The 25,777-nt window shown below is 61.1% G+C and carries 24 protein-coding genes; 14 read left to right on the top strand and 10 right to left on the bottom strand.

Features of this window, described 5'->3' with window-relative positions:
- Positions 1-54 precede the first annotated feature (54 nt).
- From C8K58_RS10240 to C8K58_RS10210, 7 genes are all read left to right on the top strand, one after another.
- A complete protein-coding gene (locus C8K58_RS10240; RefSeq protein ID WP_027605080.1) occupies positions 55-1,716 on the top strand; it encodes an OFA family MFS transporter in 1,662 nt (553 codons plus the stop codon).
- Positions 1,717-1,884: 168 nt separating this feature from the next.
- Positions 1,885-2,478, top strand: coding sequence for an imidazoleglycerol-phosphate dehydratase HisB (gene hisB, locus C8K58_RS10235; protein WP_017849940.1), 594 nt, complete (start codon positions 1,885-1,887; stop codon positions 2,476-2,478).
- Positions 2,478-3,116, top strand: a complete 639-nt coding sequence (gene hisH, locus C8K58_RS10230) for an imidazole glycerol phosphate synthase subunit HisH (RefSeq protein ID WP_027605079.1) — start codon at positions 2,478-2,480, stop codon at positions 3,114-3,116. The genes hisB and hisH overlap by 1 nt, the downstream gene beginning before the upstream one ends.
- Entirely contained in the window at positions 3,117-3,374 is a 258-nt protein-coding gene (locus C8K58_RS10225) for a DUF2164 domain-containing protein (protein WP_027605078.1), read from the top strand.
- A 39-nt stretch (positions 3,375-3,413) separates the two neighbouring features.
- Positions 3,414-4,151, top strand: coding sequence for a 1-(5-phosphoribosyl)-5-[(5-phosphoribosylamino)methylideneamino]imidazole-4-carboxamide isomerase (gene hisA, locus C8K58_RS10220; protein WP_027605077.1), 738 nt, complete (start codon positions 3,414-3,416; stop codon positions 4,149-4,151).
- 9 nt (positions 4,152-4,160) lie between these two features.
- Complete coding sequence (gene hisF / locus C8K58_RS10215; RefSeq protein WP_003171107.1) at positions 4,161-4,931, top strand: imidazole glycerol phosphate synthase subunit HisF; 771 nt, start codon at positions 4,161-4,163, stop codon at positions 4,929-4,931.
- A 66-nt stretch (positions 4,932-4,997) separates the two neighbouring features.
- A complete protein-coding gene (locus C8K58_RS10210; RefSeq protein ID WP_027605076.1) occupies positions 4,998-5,753 on the top strand; it encodes an ABC transporter substrate-binding protein in 756 nt (251 codons plus the stop codon).
- On the opposite strand, the gene C8K58_RS10205 is transcribed toward C8K58_RS10210, so the two are convergent.
- The 4 genes from C8K58_RS10205 to gpmI all read right to left on the bottom strand — a co-directional run bounded on the left by C8K58_RS10205 (position 5,744) and on the right by gpmI (position 10,942).
- Entirely contained in the window at positions 5,744-6,523 is a 780-nt protein-coding gene (locus tag C8K58_RS10205; protein ID WP_027605075.1) for a divergent polysaccharide deacetylase family protein, read from the bottom strand. The genes C8K58_RS10210 and C8K58_RS10205 overlap by 10 nt on opposite strands.
- A 1-nt stretch (position 6,524) precedes the next feature.
- Entirely contained in the window at positions 6,525-7,841 is a 1,317-nt protein-coding gene (locus C8K58_RS10200; protein ID WP_027605074.1) for a S41 family peptidase, read from the bottom strand.
- Positions 7,842-7,871: 30 nt separating this feature from the next.
- Complete coding sequence (locus C8K58_RS10195; RefSeq protein WP_027605073.1) at positions 7,872-9,167, bottom strand: murein hydrolase activator EnvC; 1,296 nt, start codon at positions 9,165-9,167, stop codon at positions 7,872-7,874.
- Between the two features lie 248 nt (positions 9,168-9,415).
- Positions 9,416-10,942 (bottom strand): 2,3-bisphosphoglycerate-independent phosphoglycerate mutase, encoded by a 1,527-nt coding sequence (gpmI, locus tag C8K58_RS10190; protein WP_098480536.1) that lies wholly within the window; start codon positions 10,940-10,942, stop codon positions 9,416-9,418.
- A 151-nt stretch (positions 10,943-11,093) separates the two neighbouring features.
- On the opposite strand from gpmI, the gene C8K58_RS10185 reads away from it, so the two are divergent.
- Genes C8K58_RS10185 through secB form a run of 3 tightly spaced genes read left to right on the top strand, consistent with a single transcriptional unit; the run spans position 11,094 to position 12,285 of the window.
- Entirely contained in the window at positions 11,094-11,507 is a 414-nt protein-coding gene (locus C8K58_RS10185; protein WP_108573676.1) for a rhodanese-like domain-containing protein, read from the top strand.
- A 1-nt stretch (position 11,508) separates the two neighbouring features.
- A complete protein-coding gene (gene grxC / locus C8K58_RS10180) occupies positions 11,509-11,763 on the top strand; it encodes a glutaredoxin 3 (RefSeq protein ID WP_010213876.1) in 255 nt (84 codons plus the stop codon).
- 42 nt (positions 11,764-11,805) lie between these two features.
- The gene (gene secB, locus C8K58_RS10175; protein WP_014716520.1) at positions 11,806-12,285 is read left to right on the top strand and encodes a protein-export chaperone SecB; all 480 of its coding nucleotides are present in this window, start codon (positions 11,806-11,808) and stop codon (positions 12,283-12,285) included.
- A gap of 126 nt (positions 12,286-12,411) precedes the next feature.
- On the opposite strand, the gene C8K58_RS10170 is transcribed toward secB, so the two are convergent.
- Entirely contained in the window at positions 12,412-12,867 is a 456-nt protein-coding gene (locus C8K58_RS10170; RefSeq protein WP_046070509.1) for a tRNA (cytidine(34)-2'-O)-methyltransferase, read from the bottom strand.
- On the opposite strand from C8K58_RS10170, the gene C8K58_RS10165 reads away from it, so the two are divergent.
- Complete coding sequence (locus C8K58_RS10165; RefSeq protein WP_092358719.1) at positions 12,866-13,306, top strand: hypothetical protein; 441 nt, start codon at positions 12,866-12,868, stop codon at positions 13,304-13,306. The two genes, C8K58_RS10170 and C8K58_RS10165, sit on opposite strands and share 2 nt — an antisense overlap.
- A gap of 529 nt (positions 13,307-13,835) precedes the next feature.
- Here C8K58_RS10165 and ntrC read toward each other — a convergent pair.
- From ntrC to glnA, 4 genes are all read right to left on the bottom strand, one after another.
- Positions 13,836-15,272 carry a nitrogen regulation protein NR(I) gene (gene ntrC, locus C8K58_RS10155; protein WP_027605069.1) on the bottom strand — a complete coding sequence of 479 codons (1,437 nt, stop codon included), beginning with the start codon at positions 15,270-15,272 and terminating at the stop codon, positions 13,836-13,838.
- Complete coding sequence (gene glnL, locus C8K58_RS10150; RefSeq protein ID WP_024072896.1) at positions 15,269-16,354, bottom strand: nitrogen regulation protein NR(II); 1,086 nt, start codon at positions 16,352-16,354, stop codon at positions 15,269-15,271. Before glnL ends, ntrC begins: the two co-directional genes overlap by 4 nt.
- Positions 16,355-16,656: 302 nt before the next feature.
- A complete protein-coding gene (locus tag C8K58_RS10145; RefSeq protein ID WP_027605068.1) occupies positions 16,657-17,193 on the bottom strand; it encodes a chorismate mutase in 537 nt (178 codons plus the stop codon).
- An 85-nt stretch (positions 17,194-17,278) separates the two neighbouring features.
- Entirely contained in the window at positions 17,279-18,685 is a 1,407-nt protein-coding gene (glnA, locus tag C8K58_RS10140; RefSeq protein ID WP_024072899.1) for a glutamate--ammonia ligase, read from the bottom strand.
- Between the two features lie 334 nt (positions 18,686-19,019).
- On the opposite strand from glnA, the gene thiI reads away from it, so the two are divergent.
- On the top strand, positions 19,020-20,474 hold the full coding sequence (gene thiI, locus C8K58_RS10130) for a tRNA uracil 4-sulfurtransferase ThiI (protein ID WP_065940748.1): 1,455 nt from the start codon (positions 19,020-19,022) through the stop codon (positions 20,472-20,474).
- Positions 20,475-20,613: 139 nt separating this feature from the next.
- Positions 20,614-22,434, top strand: coding sequence for a translational GTPase TypA (gene typA, locus C8K58_RS10125; protein ID WP_098480533.1), 1,821 nt, complete (start codon positions 20,614-20,616; stop codon positions 22,432-22,434).
- 193 nt (positions 22,435-22,627) lie between these two features.
- On the opposite strand, the gene C8K58_RS10120 is transcribed toward typA, so the two are convergent.
- The gene (locus C8K58_RS10120; protein ID WP_024072902.1) at positions 22,628-23,062 is read right to left on the bottom strand and encodes a YkgJ family cysteine cluster protein; all 435 of its coding nucleotides are present in this window, start codon (positions 23,060-23,062) and stop codon (positions 22,628-22,630) included.
- Positions 23,063-23,302: 240 nt separating this feature from the next.
- Here C8K58_RS10120 and C8K58_RS10115 point away from each other — a divergent pair, with 240 nt between their 5' ends.
- Positions 23,303-25,753, top strand: coding sequence for a glycogen/starch/alpha-glucan phosphorylase (locus C8K58_RS10115; RefSeq protein WP_027605065.1), 2,451 nt, complete (start codon positions 23,303-23,305; stop codon positions 25,751-25,753).
- Positions 25,754-25,777: the final 24 nt, after the last annotated feature.

The raw sequence follows: 25,777 nt of genomic DNA, 5'->3' as shown, positions 1-25,777 counted from the left end.
GGCCGAGGGAGAGAGCGCCTGACGAACGCATACTAATAACTGGGGGATACATCAATGAGCAGCAGCACTGTGGCGGGCACTACCGCCCCACAGCCTGCGTTCCTGTCCAAGGAGCGCATTATCGCCAAGCCCGGCTTCAACCGCTGGCTGGTTCCACCGGCCGCCCTGGCCATCCACCTGTGCATCGGCATGGCCTACGGCTTCTCGGTGTTCTGGTTGCCGTTGTCCAAGGCGCTGGGTATCACCAAGCCTGTCGCCTGTGCACCGGACATGAGCTTCATCGCCCAGGTCTTCTCATCCCAATGCGACTGGCCCATCTCCATGCTGGGCTGGATCTACACCCTGTTCTTCATCTTCCTGGGCTGCTCGGCAGCGATCTGGGGTGGCTGGCTGGAACATGCCGGGCCGCGCAAGGCCGGTGTTGTGTCGGCGTTGTGCTGGTGCGGCGGCCTGCTGATCTCGGCGCTGGGTATCTATACCCACCAGATCTGGCTGATGTGGATCGGCTCCGGGGTCATTGGCGGTATCGGCCTGGGCCTGGGCTATATCTCGCCCGTATCGACCCTGATCAAGTGGTTCCCGGACAAGCGCGGCATGGCCACCGGCATGGCGATCATGGGCTTCGGCGGCGGCGCAATGGTGGGCGCCCCGCTGGCTGCTGCGCTGATGGGCCACTTTGCTTCGCCGACCAGCGTAGGCGTATGGCAGAGTTTCCTGGTCATGGCTGCGATCTACTTCGTGTTCATGATCGGCGGCGCGCTGTCCTACCGCGTTCCACCCACTGGCTGGAAGCCTGAGGGCTGGACCGCACCGGCGAAAAAAGCCAGTAACGCGATGATCACCCACCGTCACGTGCACGTGAATGTGGCGTGGAAAACCCCGCAGTTCCGCCTGGTATGGCTGGTGCTGTGCCTGAACGTGTCGGCCGGTATCGGCATCCTCGGCATGGCTTCGCCGCTGCTGCAGGAAGTGTTCGGTGGCAAGCTGCTGGGTGTCGATGTGCCGTTTGGCCAACTGGACGCCGGGCAATTGGCGTCGATTGCCGCCATCGCTGCGGGCTTCACCGGCCTGCTGAGCCTGTTCAACATCGGTGGTCGGTTCTTCTGGGCGTCGTTCTCCGACTACCTGGGGCGTAAAAACACCTACTTCGTGTTCTTCGCCCTGGGCTTTGCCCTGTATGCGCTGATCCCGAACCTGGGGCACCTGGGCAACGTGGCGCTGTTCGTGGCGGCGTTCTGCATCATCCTGTCGATGTACGGCGGTGGCTTTGCGACGGTCCCGGCCTACCTGGCCGACCTGTTCGGTACCCAGATGGTCGGCGCGATCCACGGTCGCCTGCTGACTGCCTGGGCAGCGGCGGGCGTGCTGGGCCCGGTGCTGGTGAACTACCTGCGTGAGTATCAACTGAGCATCGGCGTTGAACGCGCTGCGGCCTATGACATCACCTTGTACATCCTCGCCGGCCTGCTGGTGCTGGGCTTTATCTGCAACATGCTGGTCCGCCCGGTGGCCGACAAGTACTTCATGACCGATGCAGAACTTGCCGCCGAACAGGCGCTGGGCCATGACAAAGGGGCTGATGCCAGCACTTCCCTGGAGTGGAAAGCGGCGCCCGGCACCGTGCCATTGGCGATCGCGGCCTGGCTGGTGGTGGGTATTCCGTTGGCGTGGGGTGTGTGGGTGACCCTGCAGAAGACGGCGGTACTGTTCCACTAAGTTGAATACAAGCGGGCGCACCATCCTGGAGCACCCGCTTGTGTATACATGTCTATCCCGGCATTCCCCGCCTCAACTCGTCAGTCTTATCCCCTTCGATGTTTCTGTTTAGCGCCCGCGCCCCTATAATGGCTGCCTTTTTCGCCCAATGATTTTGCGGAGCTGGTGATGGCCGAACGTAAGGCGTCCGTCGAGCGCGACACTCTGGAAACCCAGATCAAAGCCTCGATCAACCTGGATGGCACCGGAAAGGCCCGATTTGATATCGGTGTACCTTTTCTTGAGCACATGCTGGACCAGATCGCCCGTCACGGGCTGATCGACCTGGATATCGTCAGCAAGGGCGACCTGCATATCGACGACCACCACACGGTGGAAGACGTAGGCATCACCCTCGGCCAGGCGTTTGCCAAGGCCATCGGCGACAAAAAAGGCATCCGTCGCTACGGTCACGCCTATGTCCCGCTGGACGAAGCGCTGTCGCGTGTGGTCATCGACTTCTCCGGCCGCCCAGGCCTGCAGATGCACGTGCCGTACACCCGCGCCACCGTGGGCGGCTTTGACGTCGACCTGTTCCAGGAATTTTTCCAGGGCTTCGTCAACCACGCACTGGTCAGCCTGCACATCGACAACCTGCGCGGCACCAACACCCACCACCAGATCGAAACCGTGTTCAAGGCTTTCGGCCGCGCGCTGCGCATGGCCGTGGAGCTGGATGAGCGTATGGCCGGGCAGATGCCCTCGACCAAGGGCGTCCTGTAATGCAGACGGTCGCGGTTATCGATTACGGCATGGGCAACCTGCATTCGGTGGCCAAGGCCCTCGAACACGTAGGGGCCGGCAAGGTGCTGATCACCAGCGATGCCAGCGTGATTCGCGAAGCCGACCGCGTGGTGTTCCCCGGTGTGGGGGCGATCCGCGATTGCATGGCGGAGATCCGTCGCCTGGGCTTTGACAGCCTGGTGCGCGAAGTCAGCCAGGATCGTCCGTTCCTCGGCATCTGCGTGGGCATGCAAGCCTTGCTCGATCGCAGTGAAGAGAACGACGGCGTCGACTGCATCGGCCTGTTCCCCGGCCAGGTGAAGTTCTTCGGCAAGGACCTGCACGAAGACGGCGCCCACCTGAAAGTCCCGCACATGGGCTGGAACGAAGTCAGCCAGGCGGTGGATCACCCGCTGTGGCACGACATCCCGGACATGGCGCGCTTCTACTTCGTGCACAGCTACTACATCGCCGCCGGTAAACCGCGCCAGGTGGTGGGTGGTGGGCACTACGGCGTCGAATTCGCCGCAGCGTTGGCCGAAGGTTCGCGTTTTGCCGTGCAGTTCCACCCGGAGAAGAGCCATACCCATGGCCTGCAATTGCTGCAGAACTTCGCCGCCTGGGATGGGCGCTGGTAAATGGCCAGGAAGCCGAAGCTGCCGATCTTGACCCTCACGCCGGAGCAGGAAAGTGAGGCTACCCTCAAGATCAAGCGCTTCATGGAAGACCGCTTCGAGCTCAAGCTGGGCTCGTTCGAGGTCGCCGAGATTCTTGAGCTGTTCACCACCGAAGTGGCTCCGCACTATTACAACAGGGCGATTTTCGATACGCAGACGCTCCTTAAAGAAAGGTTCGAAAGCATCGAAAGCGACCTGTGGTCGCTTGAGAAACCCTGATTTCCCAAGCATTGCTGAATATCGAATAAGGTTTGCCAGATGCTGATTATCCCCGCTATCGATCTCAAGGACGGCGCCTGCGTCCGTCTGCGCCAAGGCCGTATGGAAGATTCCACCGTGTTCTCCGATGATCCGGTGAGCATGGCTGCCAAATGGGTGGAAGGGGGCTGCCGGCGTCTGCATCTGGTGGACTTGAACGGCGCCTTCGAAGGCCAGCCGGTCAACGGCGAGGTGGTCACCGCGATCGCCAGGCGCTACCCGAACCTGCCGATCCAGATCGGCGGCGGTATCCGCTCCCTGGAAACCATCGAGCATTACGTCAAGGCTGGCGTGAGCTACGTGATCATCGGCACCAAGGCCGTGAAAGACCCGGCCTTCGTCGCCGAAGCCTGCCGCGCGTTCCCGGGCAAAGTGATCGTGGGCCTGGACGCTAAAGATGGTTTCGTCGCCACCGACGGCTGGGCTGAAATCAGCACCGTGCAAGTCATCGACCTGGCCAGGCAGTTCGAAGCCGACGGCGTGTCCGCCATCGTTTATACCGACATCGCCAAAGACGGCATGATGCAGGGCTGCAACGTGCCGTTCACCGCGGCGCTGGCGGCGGCGACGAAGATTCCGGTGATCGCTTCCGGCGGCATTCACAACCTGGGTGACATCAAGTCGCTGCTGGACGCCAAGGCGCCAGGGATCATCGGCGCCATCACCGGCCGCGCGATCTACGAAGGTACCCTGGACGTCGCCGAAGCCCAGGCTTACTGCGATGCCTACAACGGCTGAGGACTGACCATGGCGCTGGCCAAACGCATCATCCCTTGCCTGGACGTCGACAACGGTCGCGTGGTCAAGGGCGTCAAGTTCGAGAACATCCGTGACGCCGGCGACCCGGTGGAAATCGCCCGTCGCTACGATGAGCAGGGTGCCGACGAGATCACCTTTCTCGACATCACCGCCAGCGTCGACGGCCGCGACACCACGCTGCATACCGTCGAGCGCATGGCCAGCCAGGTGTTTATCCCGCTGACCGTGGGCGGTGGCGTGCGCACCGTGCAGGACATCCGCAACCTGCTCAATGCCGGTGCGGACAAGGTCTCGATCAACACGGCTGCGGTGTTCAACCCGGAGTTCGTCGGCGAAGCCGCGCAGCACTTCGGCTCGCAATGCATCGTGGTCGCCATCGACGCCAAGAAAGTCTCCGGCCCGGGCGAAACCCCGCGCTGGGAGATCTTCACCCATGGCGGTCGCAAGCCGACCGGCCTGGACGCGGTGGAGTGGGCGATGAAGATGGAAGGCCTGGGCGCCGGGGAAATCCTGCTGACCAGCATGGACCAGGACGGCATGAAGAACGGCTTCGACCTGGGCGTGACCCGCGCCATCAGCGATGCGCTGGGTATTCCGGTGATCGCCTCCGGCGGTGTCGGTAACCTGCAACACCTGGCCGACGGCGTGATCGAAGGCCATGCCAGCGCGGTGCTGGCGGCGAGTATTTTTCACTTTGGCGAATACACCGTTCCCGAGGCCAAGGCCTACATGGCGGCGCGCGGTATCGTGGTTCGCTAAACGTTGCTGGACACCATGGCAGGCGCGCGGCACTCTCTGCGCTTGCCATGGATTCCGGTAGCCTTCATGTTCAAGACCCTGCTGCTTGCCCTCGCCAGCGCCTCCATCTTCATGGTGAGTGCGGCCCACGCCGAAGAGCCGTCCGACGCCTCCCTGGTGTTGCTGACGGAAAATTTCCCGCCCTACAACATGGCCAAGAACGGCAAGAACTTCGCCCGGGACGAGAACATCGAAGGCATCGCCGTGGACATCGTGCGGGAAACCTTCAAGCGTGCCGGCATTTCCTACAATCTCACCCTGCGTTTTCCCTGGGAGCGAATCTACAAGCTCGCCCTGGAGAAACCCGGCTATGGCGTGTTTGTGATGGCGCGCCTGCCGGATCGTGAAGCGCTGTTCAAGTGGGTCGGCCCCATTGGCCCGGACGACTGGGTGCTGCTGGCCAAGGCCGACAGCAAGATCCAGCTCGACGACCTGGAGCACGCGCGCCGCTACAGGATCGGCGCCTATAAAGGCGATGCCATCGCCGAGACCCTGGAGAAGCAGGGCCTTAACCCGGTGGTGGTGTTGCGTGACCAGGACAACGCGCAAAAGCTCGTGGATGGCCAGATCGACCTGTGGGCCACCGGCGACCCGGCCGGACGTTACCTGGCGCGCCAGGTCGGTGTGACCGGGCTCAAGACTGTGCTGCGGTTCAACAGTGCCCAGTTGTACCTGGCGCTGAACAAGGATGTGCCGGATGAGACGGTGGCCAGGCTGCAGGCAGCGTTGGATCAGTTGCGCTCTGAAGGGCGGGTGGAACAGATCATGGCGGACTATTTGTAGCGGTAGACGCCGTTCTTGCCGTGCCCCGCCATGGCTTGATTGCTGCGCACACTGATCATCAGCTTGATATCAATCCACTCGATACCCTGGGCCTGGAGCTTGGGCAATTCGCGCTCGAGCACCGCCAGCGTCTGCGGATAGGGGTGGCCGATCATCACCGCCGAACCCTGTTTATGCGCCAGCTTGATCGCGGTTTGCAGCTGCGTGGCAATCGCCGCTTCGGTGCGCTCATCATCGAGGAATACATCCCGCGAGACATGGGCCAGGCCGATCTTCTGCGCCTCGGCGGCGGCCACGGTCTGTGCGCTGGTGCGGCTGTCGACGAAGAATTTGTTGCGCCGCTGCAGTTCCGCCATCAGCCAGGCCATGGCGGCCGGCTGGGCGGTCATGCGACTGCCCATATGGTTATTGATGCCGGCGGTGTAGGGCACGGCCTTGAAGGCGGCGTCCAGGCGTTGGCCAAGTTCTTCGAGGGAGAGTTCAGGGTGCCAGGCGAACGGGCCGGTGGCGGGGTCCATGGGCATGTGCAGGATCACGATCTTGCCGGCCTTGTGCGCTTCGCGGGCGAATTCGGCGGCGTGGGGCGTGTCGGGCATGATCGCCGTGGTCACTGGCCCAGGCAGGGCCAGCACGCGACGATCCCGGGGCAGGTTTTGCCCCAAGTCGTCGATGATAAGGGTCAGGTAGGCTTTGTGGGATTCGCCGGCAGGAGTCGCTTGCGCGACCCCTGCCAGGCTGCACAGCACAGCGATGATCAGGGCAACACGCATATCAACGGCTGCGCGTAATGCTCAGGCCCTTGAGCAGGCTCAGCGCCTGGGCCAACTGGTAGTCATCGTCCTGCGGCATCGGCTTGGCTTTCTTGCTGCTGCCGGTTGGCTGGTCGGCACCGCCGTTGCCATTGCCCAGGTGACCTTGCAGGTCGGCTTCCTTGTAGTACTCGCTGTCGATTTCGTTGGTGATCTTGGCCTTGCGCACTTCGATGTCCGGCACGATGCCCTGGGCCTGGATCGAGCGGCCGTTCGGCGTGTAGTACAGCGCGGTGGTGATCTTCAGGGCGCGATCGTTGTTCAGCGGCAGCACGGTTTGTACCGAGCCTTTGCCGAAGCTGGTGGTGCCCATCAGCACGCCGCGCTTCTGGTCTTGCAGGGCGCCGGCGACGATTTCCGAGGCCGAGGCGCTGCCGCCGTTGATCAGCACGGCCAATGGCACGTTCTCGCTGAGGTCGTTGCCGGTGGCCGAGAAGCGCAGCTCGGAGTTGGCGATACGGCCCTTGGTGTAGACGATCAGGCCCTTGGTGATGAAGTGGTCGACCACTTCCACCGCCGACTGCAGCACGCCGCCCGGGTTGTTGCGCAGGTCGAGCACGATGCCGCTGAGTTTCTTGCCGTTGTCCTTGCGCAGCTTGGCCAGGGCCTTGGCCACTTCGTCGCCGGTCTTGACCTGGAACTGGGTGATGCGGATGTAACCGTAGCCCGACTCCAGCAGCTGGCTCTTCACGCTCTTGACCACGATGGTCGCGCGGGTGAGCGTCACGTCAAACGGGTTGCCGCCGTCGCGCACCAGGGTCAGGGTGATTTTCTGGCCGATCTTGCCGCGCATCTTGTCGACGGCTTCGGTCATGGTCTGGCCGCGGGTCGGCTGGCCGTTGATCTTGACGATAAAGTCACCGGCCTGGATGCCGGCCTTGGACGCCGGGGTGTCATCGATGGGCGAGACCACCTTGATATTGCCGTCTTCGGCGCCGACTTCAATGCCCAGGCCGCCGAATTCACCGCTGGTGCTTTCCTGCAGCTCGGCAAAATCTTCCGGACCCAGGTAGGCGGAGTGCGGATCAAGGTTGCTGAGCATGCCCTTGATGGCATTCTCCAGCAGGGTCTTGTCGTCTACAGGTTCGACATAGGCGGCCTTGATCCGGTCCATGACCTCGGCAAAGGTGCGCAGCTCGTCCAGCGGCAATGGCGCCTTGGTGGTCGCGGCCGTGGCGGCGGGTGCAGCCGGGGCGGCCTGGTCGGCAAAAGCCAGAGGCGCGCCGATGACCAGGGCGATCGTCAGGGCCAGCGAAGTGAGGCGGGACAAATGCAGCATGTCGAACGAACTCCTAATGTAGATGCGACCCTATCCTTGGGACCGGCACCATTGTGCGGGATCGCTCGGGCGACCCTGCTGACGAATAGCGAAGTACAGCGCCGGGGTGTCCTGGCCACCACTGTTACCGACAGTGGAGATGGATTCACCGGCTTTTACAACATCACCTGCCGACTTGAGTAACGTCTGATTGTGGCCATAAAGGCTTAAATAGCCATTACCGTGGTCGAGAATCACCAGCAAGCCGGCGCCCCGCAGCCAATCGGCAAACACCACGCGCCCGCCATGTACGGCGTGGACTTGGCTGCCGGCAGAGGCGCTGATCATCACCCCATCCCACTTGGCGCGGGTATCGTCGCCTCGGGTTTCCCCAAAGCGTGCCAGTAGTCGACCATCAACCGGCCATGGAAGTTTGCCGCGGGCTGAAGCAAAAGGCCCGCCGAACGACTCGCCGGCACTGGAAACCAGCGGGCCAGGGGCGGCATGTGCCGGTTTACGCGGTGCGGGGGCATCGCTGGTGGCTGCCAGTTCGGCCTCACGCTGGCGCTTTTTTTCCGCTTCCTGCTGGGCGATCAGCGCTTTCTGTCGCGCTTCTTCGGCCTCGCGTGCCTGGCGTGCCAGGGTTTCTTCGATGGTCTTGAGCACTTTGGCCAGGTCGGCCTGGTCCTGCTCGCGGGCCTGCAGCTTGGCGTCGCGCGCCTTCACGTCGTCATTGAGCTTGGCCAGGGCCAGCTGGCGCTCCTTGCGGACCTTGTCCAGCTCGTCGCGCTGGGCGTTGAGGCTGGCTTTCTGGTCCTCCAGCTGCGACTGCTGGTTGGCGATTTCCTGTTCGACGTTGGCCAACTGGCGCAGGGTCTCGTTGAAGCTTTTCAATTGCTCCAGGCGGGCCTTGCTCAGGTAGTCGTAGTAGGTCAGGGTGCGCGCGAATTTCTCCGGGTTCTGCTGGTTGAGCAGCAGCTTGAGGTATTCCTGGCGGCCGCTCTGGTAGGCGGCGCGGGCCTGGATCGCGATCAAGCGTTGCTGTTCAACGCGTGCGCTCTGGAGTTTTTTTTTCTCAGCGTCGAGTCGCTCCAGTTCCGACTCGCTCTTCTTTAGTTCTTTTTGCAGCTCCTGGACCTGCTTCTCCAGCTTGCCCATTTCGGTTTCCGTGCCGCGCAGGTCTTTCTGCACCCCGGATTTTTCTTCCTGGAGCTTGCCGAGCAGTTTTTTCAGCTCGGTAATGTCCTGACGCGTAGCGTCCAACTGTTGTTGAGTTTGTGCGCGCTCGTCGGCAAACGCCGGTTGGAGCAGGCAGACAAGAGCGAGGGTAATCAAGGCGCGAAGCATAGAGGCGGGCGACACCAGGGAAAGGGACGGCCTAGTATGCCCGCCAAGCGCTGCAAAAAAAACGCCCAATTCGGCCTGGAAGGCAAGATAGGTGCCGAGTGGCGGTGGTATGGCAAAAAGACATCTACCAAACGCCGCAGATCCAATGTGGGAGGGGGCTTGCCCTCGATTGCGGTGTGTCAGCTGAATAGGTGTTGGCTGACCCACTGCTATCGGGGGCAAGCCCCCCTCCCACACTGTTGTTTAGATCAGACCAGGATTGAGGTGCCAGTCATCTCTTTCGGCTTCTCCAACCCCATCAGCATCAGCATGGTCGGCGCCACATCCGCCAGTACGCCGCCATCGCGTACTTTGAAGTTGCGCTTGCCGACGTAGATGAACGGCACCGGCTCGGTCGTGTGAGCCGTGTGAGCCTGGCCGGTGGTTTCGTCGGACATCTGCTCGCAGTTACCGTGGTCGGCGGTGATCAGCGCTTCGCCGCCGACTTTTTCCAGGGCCTCGACAATGCGGCCGACGCACAGGTCCAGGCATTCCACGGCCTTGGTCGCAGCTTCCAGGTTGCCGCTGTGGCCGACCATGTCACCGTTGGCGTAGTTGACCACGATCACGTCGTAACGCTGGTGGTCGATGGCGTCGACGATCTTGTCGGTGACTTCCGGCGCGCTCATTTCCGGCTGCAGGTCGTAGGTGGCGACTTTCGGCGAAGGGATCAGGATGCGTTCTTCGCCCGGGAACGGTTCTTCACGGCCGCCGGAGAAGAAGAAGGTGACGTGGGCGTATTTTTCGGTTTCAGCGATACGCAGCTGGGTCTTGCCGTTCTTCGCCAGGTAGTCGCCCAGCACGTTGTCCAGGCTGCCGGCAGCAAAGGCAGCGGGGGCCGGGATGCTGGCGGCGTATTGGGTCAGGCCGACGTATTGGACTTTTGGCTGGCGCGCCCGCTCGAATTCCTTGAAACCGTCTTCGACAAACACACGGCTCAGCTCGCGGGCACGGTCGGCGCGGAAGTTCATGAACACCACGGCGTCGCCGTCTTCGACCTTGACCGGCTCGCCGATGGTGGTGGCCTTGACGAATTCATCGCTCTCGCCGCGGGCGTAGGCGGCTTCCAGGCCTTCCTGGGCGGTGGCGGCGTGGAATTCGGCCTGGCCGTCGACGATCAGGTTGTAGGCCTGGGACACGCGGTCCCAACGGTTGTCGCGGTCCATGGCGAAGTAGCGGCCCACCAGGCTGGCGATGCGGCCCTTGCCCAGGGCGGCGAAGGTGGCGTCCAGCAGCTCGATGGAGGATTGCGCGCTTTTTGGCGGGGTGTCGCGACCATCGAGGAAGGCGTGCAGGTAGATCTTGTCGGCGCCGCGCTTGAAGGCCAGCTCGGCCATTGCCACCAGATGGTCCTGGTGACTGTGAACGCCGCCGTCGGACAACAGGCCCATGAAGTGCACGGCTTTGCCGGCGGCCACTGCTTTATCTACCGCTGCGCAGAGGGTCGGGTTCTCGAAGAACTCGCCATCGCGGATCGATTTGGTCACGCGGGTGAAGTCCTGATAGACCACTCGTCCGGCGCCGAGGTTCATGTGGCCGACTTCCGAGTTGCCCATCTGGCCGTCCGGCAGGCCCACGTCCATGCCCGAGCCGGAGATCAGGCCGTTGGGCACCGTCGCGGTCAGGCGGTCGAGTACGGGCTTCTTGGCCGCGTACACCGCGTTGTCGTGGTGGCTTTCACTGTGTCCGAAGCCATCGAGAATTATCAGGACCAAAGGTTTAGGCGTAGTAGTCATAGATCCTCTCGCGGCGGTAATAAAGGAAGGCAATTGAAAAGGGAGTGGCAGTTTAAAGCGAAGTTCCGACCACGTCACCGCCTTACGGGGGTTGGCCCCCCCTGACGGCTGTGTATACTTACCGCCATTTTAACGCCCTGGAACCTCCTTGATGGTTGATCACCTGATTGCATTTGCCACTGCCCACTATCTGCTCGTGGGTGCCTTCGTCATCCTGCTGGCGCTGCTGATCGCTCACGAATTGAGCCGTGGTGGCCGCAGCCTGAGCACGTCGGAGCTGACCGCGCTGGTCAACAAGGATGAGGCCATTGTGGTGGATATCCGCCCAGTCAAGGATTTCGCCACCGGCCATATCGTCGGTGCCCTGAACATCCCTCAGGACAAGCTGATCGCGCGCCTGCCCGAGCTGGAAAAGCACAAGGCCAAGACCATCATCCTGGTCGACGCCCAGGGCCAGCACGCCGGTACCCACGCCCGCGAGATGCTCAAGAGCGGTTTCACCGCCGCCAAGCTGTCCGGTGGCATCAGCAGCTGGCGCGCCGATAACCTGCCGCTGGTGAAGTGATATGAGCCAGGTCGTCGTATATTCCAGCGATTGGTGCCCTTACTGCATGCGGGCCAAAGCCCTGCTGGAGAAAAAGGGCGTTGCCTTCGAAGAGATCAAGGTCGATGGCAAACCCCAGGTGCGTGCCGAAATGGCCCAGAAGGCGGGGCGCACGTCGGTGCCGCAGATCTGGATCGGCGCTAAACACATCGGTGGTTGCGACGACCTGTTTGCCCTGGAGCGCGCCGGTAAACTCGATGCGCTGCTGCTCGTCTGACTCCTAACCCCTAAAAGACCCCAAGATCAAGAAGGATCTGCGATGACTGACCAACAGAACACCGAAGCAGCAGAAGCCCAAGGCCCACAATTTTCGCTGCAGCGTATCTATGTGCGTGACTTGTCGTTCGAAGCGCCGAAAAGCCCGGCTATCTTCCGCCAGGAATGGACCCCAAGCGTTGCCCTGGACCTGAACACCCGTCAAAAGGCACTGGAAGGCGATTTCCACGAAGTCGTGCTGACCTTGTCGGTCACCGTCAAGAATGGCGAAGAAGTGGCCTTCATCGCTGAAGTGCAACAGGCCGGTATCTTCCTGATCCAGGGCCTGGACGAAGCGTCCATGAGCCACACCCTGGGTGCGTTCTGCCCGAACATCCTGTTCCCGTATGCCCGCGAGACCCTGGACAGCCTGGTCACCCGTGGTTCGTTCCCGGCGTTGATGCTGGCTCCAGTGAACTTCGATGCTCTGTACGCCCAAGAGCTGCAGCGCATGCAACAGGAAGGCGCGCCGACGGTTCAGTAATCTCGAACCCGACGCAGAACCCAATGTGGGAGGGAGCTTGCTCCCGATGGCGGTGGATCAGTCACGTAGATGTCGACTGACACTCCGCCATCGGGGGCAAGCCCCCTCCCACATTTGTTATGTGTGTTACTTGAAGCCGAGTTGGCGCCAGCCTTCGTAGACGGCCACGGCGACGGTGTTCGACAGGTTCAGGCTGCGGCAGCCTTCGCGCATCGGCAGGCGCAGGCGATGCCCGTCCGGCAGGGCGTCGAGTACGTCGGCCGGCAGGCCGCGGCTTTCCGGGCCGAACAGGAAAGCGTCGCCTTCGGCGAAGCTGGCATCATGGAACGGTCGCGAACCCTTGGTGGTGAACGCGAACAGCCGTGGGTGGCCCAGGCTTTCCAGGCAGCTGGCCAGGTCGGCATGGCGCTGGAGGGTGGCGTACTCGTGGTAGTCCAGGCCGGCACGGCGCAGGCGTTTGTCGTCCATGTCGAAGCCCAGGGGCTCGATCAAATGCAGGTGGCAGCCACTGTTGGCGCACAGCCTGATAACGTTGCCGGTATTCGGCGGAATTTCTGGTTGAAAAAGGATGACGTGAAACATGCACGGCTCCGAAGGCAAAGATGCGCTGCATTCTACCCCTGAAGAAGACCCAAGGCCGAAGCTAATGCCGAGGGTCATGGGCTCATTGGCGATTGTCGGCCTGATGGTGGGCCTGATGATCGGTCGCCTGACCACCCCTGACCCGGTCGAGTTGCAGCAGATAGAGACGGCGGCGGACGGTGTTGTGGTGTGGTTCAACCGCGAACCCAAGCTGCACGGCGAGCACATCGACGGCACCGTGGCGCTGTTGTTCGATGCACAAGGCAAGGCCGCCAGCGGGCAGCTCAAGGTCAACGACAAGGATGTGAACTGGCGCGTGCGCAAGACCGATGCGGGCTTGCTGCTGAACCTGGTGGCGGCTCGGCCGTTGCGCGGGGAGTGGAAGGGCGAGGAGGTGGATGACCGCTGGCGGCTGGAGATCCATCTCCAAGAGCAATAAAAGAGGGAGTTCCCGGCCTGCCTGTACCAGGGCTCCCAAAACGGGGTGAAGCCAGAGGCTTCGGTGTTAAAGAGGGAATCCCCGGCCTGCCTGTACCGAGGTTCCCGAAAGCGGTGTGGAGCGCGACGCGGTTCGCATCAAGCACCCCGGGTGTAAAGAGGGGATTCTCGGCCTGCCTGTACCAAGGTCCCCGAAACTGGGTTGTACTGGGGTTATTGCAGGGCGCGTGCCAGAGTGGCTGAGTTGTGCCAAAAAATTTCTCCAGAAAGCGCAAAGCCCCGCAATACGGGGCTTTGGTGTTTTCGGGGTTCAGTATTTTCTTAACAAAACGCATGTTTCGGGCTTGGAACGTGTGCGCGATGCTAGAACAGGGTGCATTGAAGCGGTGCACGGTTCTGAGTCCGTGTGGGGGGCCAAATGTGAGAGGGGGCTTGCTCCCGATGGCGGAGTGTCAGTCGATATCTATCTGACTGATCCACCGCCATCGGGAGCAAGCCCCCTCCCACATTAGACCTCGGTAGATTGGAGATCAGGCGTCGTCGCCCTCATCGTCATCCCCACCATCGACCTTCATGCCCAACTCCTTGATCTTGCGCGTCAGGGTATTGCGACCCCAACCCAGCAACACGGCGGCATCGCGACGGCGGCCGGCGGTGTGCTTGAGGGCGGTTTCGATCATGATCCGCTCGAAGGCCGGCACGGCGCTGTCCAGCAGGTTCGACTGGCCGCGTGCCAGGGCCTGGTCGGCCCATTGGCGCAGCGCCTGTTCCCAGTTGGTCACCGGGGCCGAATCCTGCGGCAGGCTCAGCAGTTCCGGCGGCAGGTCGCCGATATGCACTTCGCGGCCGGACGCCATCACGGTGATCCAGCGGCAGGTGTTCTCCAGCTGGCGCACGTTGCCGGGCCACGGCAGGTTCTTCAGGTATTCCTCGGTCTCGCTTTTCAGCAGCTTCGGCTCGACGGCCAGCTCCTGGGCGGCGCGGCTGAGGAAGTGGCGGGCGAGGGTCGGGATATCTTCGCGGCGGTCCGACATCCGTGGGATGTGGATGCGGATCACGTTGAGACGGTGGAACAAGTCTTCACGGAACTTGCCGGCGTGCACCAGGGTTTCCAGGTTCTGGTGAGTCGCGGCGATGATGCGCACATCGACCTTGACCGGTGTGTGCCCGCCCACGCGGTAGAACTCGCCGTCCGCCAGTACGCGCAGCAGGCGGGTCTGGGTGTCGGCCGGCATGTCGCCGATTTCATCGAGGAACAGCGTGCCGCCGTCCGCCTGTTCGAAGCGGCCGCGACGCAGGTTGGCTGCGCCGGTGAATGCGCCTTTCTCATGGCCGAACAGCTCGGACTCCATCAGATCCTTGGGGATCGCCGCCATGTTCAGCGCGATAAACGGCGAGGCCGCCCGCGGGCTGTGGCGGTGCAGGGCGTGGGCCACCAACTCTTTACCGGTACCCGACTCGCCGTTGATCAGCACGGTGATGTTGGAATGGCTCAAGCGCCCGATGGCGCGAAACACTTCCTGCATCGCCGGCGCTTCACCGATGATTTCCGGGGTGCGGGTCAGGGTCGGCGGAGCTTCCTGGTTCTGCTGTTCCTGGGCGTGCTGGTTGGCGCGCTTGACCAGCGCCACGGCCTCGTCCACGTCAAACGGCTTGGGCAGGTACTCGAAGGCGCCGCCCTGATAGGACGCGACAGCGCTGTCCAGGTCCGAGTGCGCCGTCATGATGATCACCGGCAGGCGCGGGTGCTGCTCGCGAATCCGCGCCAGCAGGTCCAGGCCACTGGCGCCGGGCATGCGGATGTCGGAGATGATCACGTCGGGCTGCTGGCGCGCCAGGCGGCTCATCACCCCGTCGGCGCTGTCGAAGCTCTGGGTGGTCATGCCTTCCTGTTGCAAGGCTTTCTCGAGGACCCAGCGGATAGAACGGTCGTCATCGACGATCCACACAGTTTCACTACGGCTCATGTCGATGGGGCTCCTTGTTCCAGAGGCAGAAAGATCGAGAATGTGGTGTGGCCGGGATGGCTCTCACATTCGATCAGACCCTGGTGCTGGCTGATGATGTTCTGGGTAATGGCCAGGCCCAGCCCGGTACCGTCCGGGCGGCCGCTGACCATGGGAAAGAAGATGGTTTCCTGAAGTTCCGCAGGAATGCCCGGGCCGTTGTCGATGATCTCGACCTTGGTCACCAGGCGATGGCGCACGTGGCCGATGGTGAACTGGCGCAGGGCGCGGGTGCGCAGGCTGATGCGGCCAAGGCGCAGCTCGTTCTGGCTGCTGATGGCCTGCATGGCGTTGCGCACGATGTTGAGCACCGCCTGGATCATCTGCTCGCGGTCGATCAACACGTCGGGAATGCTTGGGTCGTAGTCGCGCACCAGGGTGATGCAGCCCTGGCTTTCGGCTTCTACCAACTGACAGACGCGCTCCAGAACTTCGTGCACGTTGGTCATCGCCAGCGACGGCAGCTTGTTGGAGCCGAGCATGCGGTCCACCAGGTTACGCAGGCGGTCGGCCTCTTCGATGATGACGTTGGTGTAGTCCTTGAGGTGCTCGTCCGGCAGTTCACGGGCCAGCAGCTGCGCCGCGCCGCGAATGCCGCCCAGCGGGTTCTTGATCTCATGGGCCAGGCCGCGCACCAGCATCTTGCTGGTCTCCTGCTTGGACAGCTGGGCTTCTTCCTTGGTGATGCGCAACAGGCGGTCGCGGGGGTGCACTTCGAGCAGCAGCAGCGTGGCGCCGTTGCTCAGGATCGGGGTCACGGCGTAGTCGACGGTCAGCGTCTGGCCGGTGAGTGCCGTGAGCATCGCTTCACGCTTGGTGAACGGGTGTGCCTGCTCCACTGCCTGGCGCAACGAACTCAAGGCTTCGGCCGACTCGGTGAACAATTCGCTGATGAACTGCCCATGGCTGCGCTGACCGCTGATGGCCAGGAGCATCTCTGCCGCCGGGTTCATGTACTCAAGGCGCAGGTCGTCATTGAGCAGGATGGTCGCGGTGGTCAGGTTGTCGAGTAGCAAACGGTGCAGTGCATCGCTGATGGTCATCGGGACCTCTTTTGGAGCAAGGCGCGGGCTTGAGGCACACGCTGATACAAGGAAAATGCAAAAACCAAACCAAGGCTCCGAAAAGAAGCGTGAATCCCCTGAAATAAGGGATTAAGGCGCGAAACTGTGGCGTTCTGCCAGCCCGCTCGGGAAGTTTCGAACCAAAATGGTGTGAGTCAGTGGGAAGGGTGCGGGATGTCGCACCAATATAGTGCGGTTTTGTGAAGGTTGTTCAGGAAGTGCCGAATTCACACAAATCCAATGTGGGAGGAACTCCCACATGTTCGGCTCGGGTTACAGCTTCAGTCTTTGTGGATACATAGCTCGGCCGTGGCGCGAATCATCGCCAGCTGCCGCAACGGGTCGTTCAGCGGTTCATGCACCGCTTCAGCCAGCCATTGAGGGCACTGCGGGTCGCTGCGTTGTGGCGTGAAGTCCGCGAGCTGTTGCAGCAGGCGTTTTTGCAATTGATCCAGCTGCGGGCGGATCTGCTTCACCAGGTCCGGGCGCGGGTCGTCGGGTGCCTTGCCCTGGAACTGCCAGTCGGACAGGTGGGTGTACTGCACCAGCTTGTTTGCCTCGATCTGCGCCGAGAAAAATTGCTCGGCGGCGGCGGGCTCCAGTTGGTAACTCGGTGCCTGGGCAATGACGCTGGCGAGCACGTCCTGCTCGCGCTTTTTGTCTTCTACCGGTTTTTTACTGTCCCATTTGCTCAGGGCCACCTGGTCGGCAATGGCCAGGCGTTCGGCGATGCTGTTGAGCAATGGCGCCAGTGTCGGCGGTGCAGCGAATGCACTGGCGCTGGCGAACAATAAAGTGAATGCGAGTAGACGCTTCAAGAGGTGACCTCCTAGGGTGCGGGCAAAAAAAAGACCTCCCGAAGGAGGCCTTTTTCAGCACGCTACGTCAAGCAGCGCTACCGGATCAGCAGCTGTAGTACAGCTCGTATTCCAGTGGGTGTACGAAGGTGCGTACTTTGATTTCTTCTTCGCTTTTCAGCTCGATGTAGGCATCGATGAAGTCGTCGCTGAATACGCCGCCTTTGGTCAGGAACGCACGGCCCTTGTCCAGCTCTTCCAGGGCTTCTTTCAGGCTGCCGCACACTTGTGGGATCTCTTTGGCCTCTTCAGGCGGCAGGTCGTACAAGTTTTTGTCGGCGGCGTCGCCAGGGTGGATCTTGTTCTGGATACCGTCCAGGCCGGCCATGACCAGGGCAGCGAAGGCCAGGTATGGGTTGGCTGCTGGATCCGGGAAGCGAGCTTCGATACGGCGAGCGCGCGGGCTGGATACGTAAGGAATGCGGATCGAGGCGGAACGGTTACGAGCCGAGTAGGCCAGCATGACCGGTGCTTCGAAACCTGGGACCAGACGCTTGTAGGAGTTGGTCGACGGGTTGGTGAAGCCGTTCAGGGCCTTACCGTGCTTGATGATGCCGCCGATGAAGTACAGAGCGGTGTCGGACAGGCCGGCATAACCTTCGCCAGCGAAGGTGTTCTTGCCTTCTTTGGCGATGGACAGGTGAACGTGCATGCCCGAACCGTTATCGCCGTACAGCGGCTTAGGCATGAAGGTAGCGGTACGGCCGTAGGCATCAGCCACGTTGTGTACGCAGTACTTCAGGGTCTGGACTTCGTCAGCCTTGGCCACCAGGGTGTTGAACTTAACGCCGATTTCGTTCTGGCCGGCAGTCGCCACTTCGTGGTGGTGAACTTCGATGACCAGGCCCATTTCTTCCATGGCGTTGCACATGGAGGTACGGATTTCGTGGTCGTGGTCGAACGGCGGAACCGGGAAGTAGCCACCTTTGATGCCTGGACGGTGGCCTTTGTTGCCGCCTTCCACGTCCTGGTCGGACATCCACGAACCTTGTTCGGAGAAGATCTTGAACATGGAGCCGGAGATGTCGGACTTGAACTTGACCGAATCAAAGATGAAGAATTCCGGCTCCGGGCCTACGAATACGGTGTCGCCGATACCGGTCGACTTCAGGTATTCCTCGGCACGCTTGGCGATCGCACGTGGGTCGCGGTCGTAGCCTTGCATGGTCGAAGGCTCGATCACGTCGCAGACGATGATCAGGGTTGGGTCTTCGGTGAACGGGTCGAGAACGGCAGTGCTGTCGTCCGGCATCAGGATCATGTCGGAGGCTTCGATGCCTTTCCAGCCAGCGATGGAGGAGCCGTCGAACATTTTGCCTTCTTCGAAGAAAGCATCATCCAGCGCGTCGCGAGCCGGCATGGTCACGTGGTGCTGAGTGCCTTTGGTGTCCGTGAAGCGCAGATCAATCCATTTAACGTCATGATCTTTGATGAGTTGAACCGACTTCGACATAGTGTCCTCCGGGTGGCTTCGGGCTGGGGTAGTGGAGTTAGCCCTTAGAATGTGGGTGATGCCGGCGCGGATAGTCCGCCATGGCAACCTGCCTCACAAGAGAGCAAATTGCATGCCAGTGCGCCAACATGGGTTTTTTGCTCCAAAAACGCCCCTATAAAGGTGCATTGCGACAAATGCCGGAAATTAGCGCACCGCAATGTGGCGCGCGCGAGTGCAAATGCACCTCTTTAGTGCGAGTCGAGTGTTGTGCATATTAACTGGTTAAACCTTGAGCGATTTCCGCTATAATCCGCGCCCCCCTTTTTCGGCAGGCCCTGCGCGCGCTGTTTCCATGAAATTAATCGTTAAAGTCTTTCCCGAGATCACCATCAAGAGCCGACCGGTACGGATGCGTTTCATCCGTCAGTTGGCCAAGAACATCCGTGCCGTGCTCCGCGATCTGGACCCGGCTGTGGTGGTGAACGGTGTGTGGGACAACCTCGAGCTGGAAACCCGCCTGACCGACGCCAAAGCCTTGAAGGACATGACCGAGCGCCTGAGCTGCATGCCGGGTATCGCGCATTTCCTGCAGGTGGATGAGTACCCGCTGGGGGACTTCGACGACATCACCGAGAAATGCAAACGGCACTTCGGCGACAGCCTTGAAGGCAAGATTTTTTCGGTGCGCTGCAAGCGTGCCGGCAAGCACCCGTTCAGTTCCATGGACGTCGAGAAATACGTCGGCAGCAAGCTGCGTCGCGAGTGCGGCGCCGCCGGAATTTCCCTCAAGGCGCCGCAAATTGAAGTGCGCATGGAAATTCGCGACCAACGGTTGTTTGTGATTCACAGCCAGCACGACAGCATCGGCGGCTACCCGCTGGGCGCCCTGGAACAGACCCTGGTCCTCATGTCCGGCGGTTTCGATTCCACGGTGGCGGCCTACCAGATCATGCGCCGCGGCCTGATGAGCCACTTCTGCTTCTTTAACCTGGGCGGGCGTGCACACGAATTGGGCGTGATGGAAGTTGCGCACTTTATCTGGAAGAAGTACGGCAGCTCCCAGCGCGTGCTATTTGTGAGCGTACCGTTCGAGGAAGTGCTGGGCGAAATTCTCGGTAAAGTCGATAACAGTCATATGGGCGTAGTTTTGAAGCGTATGATGTTGCGCGCTGCGTCCCGAATCGCCGATCAGTTGCAGATCGACGCGCTGGTGACCGGTGAAGCGATTTCCCAGGTTTCCAGCCAGACGCTGCCGAACCTGTCGCTGATCGACTGCGTGACCGAGAAGCTGGTACTGCGCCCGCTGATCGCCAGCCACAAGCAGGACATCATCGACTTGGCAGAAACAATCGGCACCGCCGACTTTGCCAAGCATATGCCTGAATACTGCGGGGTCATTTCGGTGAACCCCAAGACCCACGCCAAGCGCAACCGCGTGGAGTACGAAGAACAACAGTTTGATATGGCGGTTCTGGAGCGTGCGCTCGAGAACGCCAAGCTGGTCCCGATCGATCGTGTTATCGACGAACTGGGCCAGGATGTGCAGATCGAAGAAGTCAGCGAAGCCCTGGCCGGCCAGATCGTCATCGACATCCGTCACCCGGATGCCGCTGAAGATGAGCCGCTGGAAATCGCCGGCATCGACGTACAAACGCTGCCGTTCTATGCATTGAACGCGCGTTTCAAGGAACTGGATAACAGCCGTCAGTACCTGCTGTATTGCGACAAAGGCGTGATGAGTCGCCTGCATGCCCACCATTTGCTCAGTGAGGGGCATGCCAATGTGCGCGTTTATCGACCGAGCTAAGAGCCCGGGGCTGTTTGCCTGTGGCCTGCGTCACCGGCCCCCCGACTCTGCCGTCAAGCTGTAACGGCAAGGCCTGACTCTACTGTTAATCGCTGCCACGACCTGTCAGCACACCGAATCCTCTGATCGAGATACACAAGTGATCGAAAATCTACGTAACATCGCCATCATTGCCCACGTTGACCATGGTAAAACCACCCTGGTAGACAAACTCCTGCGTCAATCCGGCACCCTGGAGCGCAACGAGCTCAACGACGAGCGCGTGATGGACTCCAACGACCAGGAAAAAGAGCGCGGTATTACCATCCTGGCAAAAAACACCGCCATCAACTGGAACGGCTACCACATCAACATCGTGGATACCCCGGGCCACGCCGACTTCGGCGGCGAAGTAGAACGCGTAATGTCGATGGTTGACTCCGTTCTGCTGCTGGTTGACGCTCAAGACGGCCCTATGCCGCAAACCCGTTTCGTGACCAAGAAGGCGTTCGAAGCCGGCCTGCGTCCGATCGTGTGCATCAACAAGGTTGACCGTCCAGGCGCGCGTCCGGACTGGGTTCTGGACCAGATCTTCGACCTGTTCGACAACCTGGGTGCCACCGAAGAACAGCTGGACTTCAAAGTCGTCTACGCCTCGGCCCTGAACGGCATTGCCGGTCTGGACCACACCGACATGGCCGAAGACATGACCCCGCTGTACCAGTCGATCGTCGACAACGTACCTGCGCCGAAAGTTGACCGTGACGGCCCGTTCCAGATGCAAATCTCGGCACTGGACTACAACAGCTTCCTGGGTGTGATCGGCGTTGGCCGTATCGCCCGTGGCAGCGTCAAGCCGAACACCCCGGTTGTGGCAATCGGCGCCGACGGCAAGAAGCGCAACGGTCGTATCCTGAAGCTGATGGGTCACCACGGCCTGCACCGTATCGACGTTGAAGAAGCCTTCGCCGGCGACATCGTGTGCGTCAGCGGCATGGACTCGCTGTTCATCTCCGACACCCTGTGCCAGCCGGACAATGTCGAGGCAATGAAGCCTCTGACCGTCGACGAGCCAACCGTTTCCATGACCTTCCAGGTAAACGACTCGCCTTTCTGCGGTAAAGAAGGCAAGTTCGTGACTTCCCGTAACATCAAGGAACGTCTGGACAAAGAGCTGCTGTACAACGTTGCACTGCGCGTTGAAGAAGGCGACTCGGCTGACAAGTTCAAGGTTTCCGGCCGTGGTGAGCTGCACCTCTCGGTACTGATCGAAACCATGCGTCGCGAAGGCTTCGAAATGGGCGTTGGTCGTCCTGAAGTGATCATCCGTCAGGTTGACGGCGTGAAGCAGGAACCGTTCGAAAACGTCACCATCGACACCCCTGAAGAATCCCAGGGCAAGGTCATGGAAGAGATGGGCCTGCGTAAGGGCGACCTGACCAACATGGTGCCGGATGGCAAAGGCCGTGTGCGTCTGGAATACAACATCCCTGCTCGTGGCTTGATCGGTTTCCGTAACCAGTTCCTGACCCTGACCAACGGTGCTGGCATCCTGACCTCGATCTTCGATCGCTACGACACCATGAAGTCCGGCGACATGTCCGGCCGTCAGAACGGTGTCCTGGTATCGGTAGAAACCGGCAAGGCGCTGACCTACTCCCTGGAAACTCTCCAGGCGCGTGGCAAGCTGTTCGTTGAGCACGGTCAAGAGATCTACAACGGTCAGATCGTTGGCCTGAACAGCCGTGACAACGACATGGGCGTCAACCCAACCAAAGGCAAGAAGCTCGACAACATGCGTGCTTCGGGTAAAGACGAAACCATCGCCCTGGTTCCACCTGTTCGCTTCACCCTGGAACAGGCCCTGGAATTCATCCAGGACGACGAACTGTGCGAAGTGACGCCGAAGTCGATCCGCCTGCGTAAGAAGATCCTGGACGAAGGCGAGCGTACCCGCGCTGCCAAGAAAGCCAAGAACTGAGTTAACTCAGGCTGAATGAAAAACGCCCCCGGTCGAAAGGCCGGGGGCGTTTTTTTATGCCTGCAGTTTCTGTGGTGGCTGTACTGGCCTCATCGGGGGCAAGCCCCCTCCCACCTTTGAATGTGTTCACAGATCAAAATGTGGGAGGGGGCTTGCCCCCGATAGGGCCCTTGAGAGCCCCACAAAACCCGAATCAGAACTTGTCGAGGGTCTTGAATTTGGTCTCGCGCACCACTTCCTTCGGCTTGTACGCGCAATACCCCGGGCGCGGCCCGATCTTCGGGTGGTTGCGGCAAGTATCCGGGCGCTTGTCATAAATAGTGCAGAAGCGCGTCTTACGATCCAGGTACAGGCAGTCGTTGTTGCTCATGCGCTGCAGGGTAAAAATCTCGGATTTGTTGTTGTAGCGCTCGACGATGCCTTCCTTCTGCAACCGCTTGGCGATGTTCTTCGGCGGGTCGCCGCGCTCGAATTCATCGACGATACCAATGCGGATCAGGTCCTTGATCTTCACCTCAACCGGCAGCGTGCAGCAGCTGGACACGCAGCCGCCGCACATATGGGCGGAGTATTTCTGCCAAGTCTCGAGACGGTCGAGTTCCGCAGCGGCGATCAGTTGAGGCTTCATCAGGGTTCCAAAAGGTGGGGCGGTATCCGGGCGCGCGATCATACCGGGATTGGTGGTTTTTTGAACAATATTTTACGGATTTCAGCTCAAAGGCGCGGATGAGGGCTGATCGGGCACGACCCCTGCATCAAAAGCGTATTAAAGGTGAATGAGTTAAAAAACTGCCGAACCAGAGCGTCTACCGTCTGTCAGACCGACTAGGCTCTAGCAACTCCTTCAATCTCGCCCGAGGTCACACCGATGTCTCAGGAACCGCTTGCACGAGAAGCAGAGGTAGCCGCATTCCGCGATGCTGTCTTGACCAAACTCACCTACGCGGTGGGCAAAGACCCGGACCATGCCTTCGACCACGACTGGTTCGAAGCCATTGCCCTGGCCGCCCGCGACCAGATGGTCGACCACTGGATGGATCACACGCGGCGTATCTACCGCAAAGGCCAGAAGCGGGTGTATTACCTCTCCCTGGAATTCCTTATCGGCCGCCTGCTCTACGACAGCCTGAGCAACCTCGGCGTGCTGGAGATCGCTCGCGAAGCCTTGTCCGAGCTGGGTGTGGACCTCGAACGCATTCGCCTGCTGGAGCCCGACGCGGCGCTTGGCAACGGCGGCCTCGGCCGTCTGGCCGCATGCTTTATGGAAAGCATGTCGACCTTGGGCATCGCCGGTCACGGTTATGGCATTCGTTATGAGCACGGCTTGTTCCGCCAGGCGATTGTCGATGGCTGGCAGCAGGAACAGACCGAACGCTGGCTGGATTTCGGCAACCCGTGGGAATTCGAGCGGGCCGAGGTGATTTACCCGATTGGCTTTGGCGGCAGCGTCGAGACCCTGCCGGATGCCTCCGGCAAGCTGATCCAGGTGTGGACGCCCAACGAAACCGTGCGCGCCGTTGCCTACGACACCCCGGTGGTCGGTTGGCGCGGCGCCAGCGTGAATACCTTGCGCCTGTGGCGTGCCCGGGCGGTGGAAGACCTGCACCTGGAGCGCTTCAACGCCGGTGACCACTTGGGCGCCGTCGCCGAAGTGGCCCGCGCCGAGAGCATCTCCCGAGTGCTTTACCCGGCGGACAGCACCGAAGCGGGGCAGGAGCTGCGCCTGCGCCAGGAATACTTCTTCGTCGCCGCCTCCTTGCAAGACCTGTTGCGTCGCCACAAGAACATGCACGGCTCGGTCCTGAGCCTGGGCGAACACGCGGCGATCCAGCTCAACGACACCCACCCCTCGATCGCCGTGGCCGAGTTGATGCGCCAGTTGGTCGACCTGCACGACATTCCGTGGGAAGCCGCGTGGGATGTCACCGTCGAAACCCTGTCGTACACCAACCACACCCTGTTGCCCGAGGCTCTGGAAACCTGGCCGGTCGGCCTGATGGAGCGCATGCTGCCCCGGCACATGCAGATCATCTACCTGATCAACGCCCAGCACATCGATGCGTTGCGCGCCAAGGGCATCCATGACTTCGACGTGCTGCGCGCCGTGTCCCTGATCGAAGAAGACAACGGCCGCCGTGTGCGCATGGGCAACCTGGCGTTCCTCGGCTCCCACAGCGTCAACGGCGTGTCCGGCCTGCACACCCAACTGATGCGCAGCACCGTGTTCTCCGAACTGCACAAGCTCTACCCGGAGCGCATCAACAACAAGACCAACGGCATTACCTTCCGCCGCTGGCTGTACCAGGCCAACCCCAAGCTCACCGATATGCTGGTGGAAGCCTTGGGCCCGGACATTCTCGACACCATCGAAACCCGCCTGGGCGAGCTGGAAACCTTCGCCGAGAAACAGACCTTCCGCAAAGCCTTCGCCGATCAGCGCCTGCACAGCAAGCGTGCGCTGGCCGAGATCATCCATGAGCGCCTGGGCATTTCGGTGAACCCGGCGGCGATGTTCGACGTGCAGGTCAAGCGTATCCACGAATACAAGCGCCAGTTGCTCAACCTGCTGCACACCGTGGCGCTGTACCAGGCAATCCGTGCCGAGCCGGGCACCGACTGGGTGCCACGGGTGAAGATCTTCGCGGGCAAGGCGGCGGCCAGCTATCACCAGGCCAAGTTGATCATCAAGCTGACCAACGACATCGCGCGCACCGTCAACAACGACCCGACCGTACGCGGCCTGCTCAAGGTGGTGTTCCTGCCCAACTACAACGTCAGCCTGGCGGAAAGCATCATTCCGGCGGCGGACTTGTCGGAGCAGATCTCCACCGCCGGCTTTGAAGCCTCGGGCACCAGCAACATGAAGTTCGGCCTCAACGGCGCGCTGACCATCGGCACCATGGACGGCGCCAACGTGGAGATGCACGAGCGCGTGGGCGCCGATCACATGTTTATCTTCGGCCTCAGTGCGCAACAGGTGGAGGCACGTAAACATGCCGGTGAATTCAACGCCGGGCCCGATATTGCGGCGTCCCATCGTCTGAGCGATGTGCTGCAAGCGATTCGCGGCGGGGTGTTCTCGCCGGACGATCCGGGCCGCTATGTGGGCTTGATCGACGGGTTGATCGACTACGACCGCTTCCTGGTCTGCGCCGACTTCGATTCCTACTGGGACGCCCAGGCGCGGGTCGAAGCGCATTGGCATGATTCCAAGGCGTGGTGGCGTTCGGCGGTGCTCAATACCGCACGGATGGGCTGGTTCTCGTCGGACCGGACGATCCGCGAGTACGCCACTGAAATCTGGAAAGCCCTCGACTAAACACCGCAATACAAAATGTGGGAG

It is taken from the genome of Pseudomonas sp. GV047 (assembly GCF_003058245.1).
GTDB classification, from domain to species: Bacteria; Pseudomonadota; Gammaproteobacteria; order Pseudomonadales; family Pseudomonadaceae; genus Aquipseudomonas; species Aquipseudomonas marginalis.
Note: the sequence above shows the minus strand (reverse complement) of the source record. Positions and strands in the feature narration are given on the sequence as shown.

Excerpts from the sequence above, each read along its gene's own strand:
- C8K58_RS10240 (WP_027605080.1), top strand. The coding sequence starts at position 55 with ATGAGCAGCAGCACTGTGGCGGGCACTACCGCCCCACAGCCTGCGTTC.
- hisB (WP_017849940.1), top strand. The coding sequence starts at position 1,885 with ATGGCCGAACGTAAGGCGTCCGTCGAGCGCGACACTCTGGAAACCCAG.
- hisH (WP_027605079.1), top strand. The coding sequence starts at position 2,478 with ATGCAGACGGTCGCGGTTATCGATTACGGCATGGGCAACCTGCATTCG.
- C8K58_RS10225 (WP_027605078.1), top strand. The coding sequence starts at position 3,117 with ATGGCCAGGAAGCCGAAGCTGCCGATCTTGACCCTCACGCCGGAGCAG.
- hisA (WP_027605077.1), top strand. The coding sequence starts at position 3,414 with ATGCTGATTATCCCCGCTATCGATCTCAAGGACGGCGCCTGCGTCCGT.
- hisF (WP_003171107.1), top strand. The coding sequence starts at position 4,161 with ATGGCGCTGGCCAAACGCATCATCCCTTGCCTGGACGTCGACAACGGT.
- C8K58_RS10210 (WP_027605076.1), top strand. The coding sequence starts at position 4,998 with ATGTTCAAGACCCTGCTGCTTGCCCTCGCCAGCGCCTCCATCTTCATG.
- C8K58_RS10205 (WP_027605075.1), bottom strand. The coding sequence starts at position 6,523 with ATGCGTGTTGCCCTGATCATCGCTGTGCTGTGCAGCCTGGCAGGGGTC.
- C8K58_RS10200 (WP_027605074.1), bottom strand. The coding sequence starts at position 7,841 with ATGCTGCATTTGTCCCGCCTCACTTCGCTGGCCCTGACGATCGCCCTG.
- C8K58_RS10195 (WP_027605073.1), bottom strand. The coding sequence starts at position 9,167 with ATGCTTCGCGCCTTGATTACCCTCGCTCTTGTCTGCCTGCTCCAACCG.
- gpmI (WP_098480536.1), bottom strand. The coding sequence starts at position 10,942 with ATGACTACTACGCCTAAACCTTTGGTCCTGATAATTCTCGATGGCTTC.
- C8K58_RS10185 (WP_108573676.1), top strand. The coding sequence starts at position 11,094 with ATGGTTGATCACCTGATTGCATTTGCCACTGCCCACTATCTGCTCGTG.
- grxC (WP_010213876.1), top strand. The coding sequence starts at position 11,509 with ATGAGCCAGGTCGTCGTATATTCCAGCGATTGGTGCCCTTACTGCATG.
- secB (WP_014716520.1), top strand. The coding sequence starts at position 11,806 with ATGACTGACCAACAGAACACCGAAGCAGCAGAAGCCCAAGGCCCACAA.
- C8K58_RS10165 (WP_092358719.1), top strand. The coding sequence starts at position 12,866 with ATGCACGGCTCCGAAGGCAAAGATGCGCTGCATTCTACCCCTGAAGAA.
- C8K58_RS10170 (WP_046070509.1), bottom strand. The coding sequence starts at position 12,867 with ATGTTTCACGTCATCCTTTTTCAACCAGAAATTCCGCCGAATACCGGC.
- ntrC (WP_027605069.1), bottom strand. The coding sequence starts at position 15,272 with ATGAGCCGTAGTGAAACTGTGTGGATCGTCGATGACGACCGTTCTATC.
- glnL (WP_024072896.1), bottom strand. The coding sequence starts at position 16,354 with ATGACCATCAGCGATGCACTGCACCGTTTGCTACTCGACAACCTGACC.
- glnA (WP_024072899.1), bottom strand. The coding sequence starts at position 18,685 with ATGTCGAAGTCGGTTCAACTCATCAAAGATCATGACGTTAAATGGATT.
- thiI (WP_065940748.1), top strand. The coding sequence starts at position 19,020 with ATGAAATTAATCGTTAAAGTCTTTCCCGAGATCACCATCAAGAGCCGA.
- C8K58_RS10120 (WP_024072902.1), bottom strand. The coding sequence starts at position 23,062 with ATGAAGCCTCAACTGATCGCCGCTGCGGAACTCGACCGTCTCGAGACT.
- C8K58_RS10115 (WP_027605065.1), top strand. The coding sequence starts at position 23,303 with ATGTCTCAGGAACCGCTTGCACGAGAAGCAGAGGTAGCCGCATTCCGC.